The sequence below is a fragment of the Actinomycetes bacterium genome, assembly GCA_036000965.1.
Taxonomy (GTDB): domain Bacteria; phylum Actinomycetota; class CALGFH01; order CALGFH01; family CALGFH01; genus DASYUT01.
In genome coordinates this window covers 1-2,162 of the sequence record DASYUT010000092.1, presented here as the reverse complement: position 1 = coordinate 2,162, position 2,162 = coordinate 1, and the positions used below count along the sequence as shown (strand labels likewise).

At 69.0% G+C, this 2,162-nt stretch carries 4 protein-coding genes and 1 pseudogene; 2 read left to right on the top strand and 3 right to left on the bottom strand.

Annotated features, from left to right (window positions below; genetic code table 11):
• Nucleotides 1–294, top strand: a 294-nt coding sequence (locus tag VG276_07340) for an MFS transporter (protein ID HEV8649207.1), incomplete at its 5' end; no start/stop codon positions are given.
• Between the two features lie 73 nt (nucleotides 295–367).
• On the opposite strand, the gene VG276_07335 is transcribed toward VG276_07340, so the two are convergent.
• Both VG276_07335 and VG276_07330 read right to left on the bottom strand, forming a co-directional pair.
• Nucleotides 368–574 carry a hypothetical protein gene (locus VG276_07335; GenBank protein HEV8649206.1) on the bottom strand — a complete coding sequence of 69 codons (207 nt, stop codon included), beginning with the start codon at nucleotides 572–574 and terminating at the stop codon, nucleotides 368–370.
• Nucleotides 571–1,338 carry an SDR family NAD(P)-dependent oxidoreductase gene (locus VG276_07330; GenBank protein HEV8649205.1) on the bottom strand — a complete coding sequence of 256 codons (768 nt, stop codon included), beginning with the start codon at nucleotides 1,336–1,338 and terminating at the stop codon, nucleotides 571–573. The genes VG276_07335 and VG276_07330 overlap by 4 nt, the downstream gene beginning before the upstream one ends.
• Nucleotides 1,339–1,549: 211 nt before the next feature.
• On the opposite strand from VG276_07330, the pseudogene VG276_07325 reads away from it, so the two are divergent.
• Nucleotides 1,550–1,839 (top strand): annotated as a pseudogene (locus VG276_07325) (IS5/IS1182 family transposase).
• 60 nt (nucleotides 1,840–1,899) lie between these two features.
• On the opposite strand, the gene VG276_07320 reads toward VG276_07325, so the two are convergent.
• Nucleotides 1,900–2,162: nitroreductase family deazaflavin-dependent oxidoreductase (locus VG276_07320; GenBank protein ID HEV8649204.1), on the bottom strand; the 263-nt coding region annotated here is incomplete at its 5' end.

Sequence of the window (2,162 nt, the reverse complement as noted above, 5' to 3'; positions counted from 1 at the left end):
CTGTCGATCCTGGTGACGGTGTTCGGCACCGCCAGCCGCAACGAGGCCACCAACCTGGTCGGCAAGTTCCTAGCCACCGCCTCGCCGGCCGCGCGGGCACAGTTCCAGCGGACCGGGCAGCTCCCGGGCCAGATCTCCGCCGAGATCCTGGCCCACGGCATCTCCACCGCGTTCCAGTTCGCGGTGCTGTTCGCGCTGCTTGCCCTGGTCATCAGCCTGGTGGTGATCCAAGCCCGCCCGACCGGCCCGCCGCGGGACGCCGGCACACCGGTCCCCAGCGAGACCGTCGCCTGATCCGGGAGACTCCTCCCAGTGCGCGCCACGACTGGAGCCGGGAGGCCGTCAGAGGCCTTCATGGGGAGCAGGCTCACCGAGATCGTCGTCGACTGCCGCCGGGGTCGAACTGGACCCAGAAGTCCGCCTCGCCGATCCCCAGCCGCGCGACCTGGAGAACCCCGACGTCGCCCTCGAGGCGCTCCGGCTTGACGGCGCCGAAGGCGGACTTGTGGAAATCCACCGCCCTGCCGGCGTCGGCCACTGACAGCCACGGAGCGAGCTTGGCGGACCAGGTCATGGCATCGGTCTCCCGGTGAGGTCGGCGCAGATGGCCAGCAGGCGGTCCTGGACGGCGGGGTCGGAGGCCGCGGGATGTGCAGCGTACGGGCGGCGGTGGTAGAGATAGCGGCCGGTCCGAGTGGCTCCGGGGTCGTCGCCGGTGGCCAGCCAGACTTGGGTCTGGGCGCCCAGGTCGAGGTCGTCGGAGGCGTAGGGGCCGCCCATGCGGGTGGGCACCCAGCCGGGGTCGACCGCGTTGGAGGGGACCTCGGGCCAGCGCCTGGCGAGGGCGAAGGCCAGCGTCACGTCCAGCAGCTTGGATTCGGCGTAGGCCCGTGAGGGGTTCCAGCGCCGGCGGGTCCACTGGAGGTCGTCGAGGTCGAGTTCGCCTCCGAGGTGCATGCCCGAGCTCAGGAACACCAGCCGCCCTGGCCGGTCGATCAGTGCGGTGAGCAGGTAGGGGGCGAGCACGTTGACGGCGAACACGTGAGCGAGCCCGTCGACCGTCTCGACGCGCTGGGGCTCAAGGGAGACGCCGGCGTTGTGGATCACCGCGTCGAAGCGGCTGGAGGCGTTGGCCTGCTCGGCGACCTGGCGGGTCTGCTCGATGCTGGCAAGGTCGCCGACCACCACGCCACTGGCGCCGGGCGCGGCGGCGCTGGCGGCGCGCGCACGGGTGGGGTTGCGGGCGTGCAGCACAACCTCGTGGTCGGCCGCGATGAGCTGGCGGCCGGCGAGCAGGCCGAGCCCTTGGGCGGAGCCGGTGATCAGCACGCGGGACATCGGGGCTCTCCGTTGGGTCGGGTCGTTGGCGTGACTGTAGTCACGGCGGGTGGCAGGGCCCGGGCGTTCTCTCGATTCGTCATGATTCGTCCGGTTCAAACGACGCAGCCGCGCAGCGGTGAACACTGCTTCTGCACCGGTCGGGGACCGCAGGGTCGTCCCCAACGATCCGGACATAGGCCCCATAACGAGAGAACGCCGGGGCCCTGACCCCACCCTGACCAAGGCGTGGGTCGATGCCGGATTCAAGGCCCAAAGCCGTCGAACACGGCGCCGCGCTCGGCGTCGACGTCGAGATCGTCACCAAAGACCCGCAGGTCAAGGGTTCAGCGTGGTCAAGCGCCGATCGATCGTCGAACGCACCCCCGGCTGGCTCATGCAGCACCGCCGGCTCGTACGTGACTACGAAGCCCGGCCCGGGAACTCCGAAGCATGATCACCATCGCCATGATCGATAACATCGCAAAGCGGATCACCGCCGAAACCACCCCAATCTGGCGATGCGACCTAAACCGCATAACACGCAAACTACGTGAACCGGCCGTCCTCTTAGGGTGTGGGCTACGCCCGCCTGAGTTCGAGCACAGGAATGGTGCGGACTCTGGCAGTTTGGCGTGCGTACTCGGCAAAGCCTGGGTAGCGCCGCGCTTGCTCGGCGTAGATGCGGTCGCGTTCAGCGCCGGTCAATTCGCGGACGGTCACCTTGTATGTCTCGGTTCCGCGTTCGACACTGCCGTCACCGGCGGCGGTCAAGTTGTGGTACCAGTCCGGGTTGGTGGGTGCTCCAGCCTTGGTTGCGAAGACGTAGATGATGTCCGGCTCGG

Coding starts and splice junctions, on each gene's coding strand:
- VG276_07335 (HEV8649206.1), bottom strand. CDS start 574: ATGACCTGGTCCGCCAAGCTCGCTCCGTGGCTGTCAGTGGCCGACGCC.
- VG276_07330 (HEV8649205.1), bottom strand. CDS start 1,338: ATGTCCCGCGTGCTGATCACCGGCTCCGCCCAAGGGCTCGGCCTGCTC.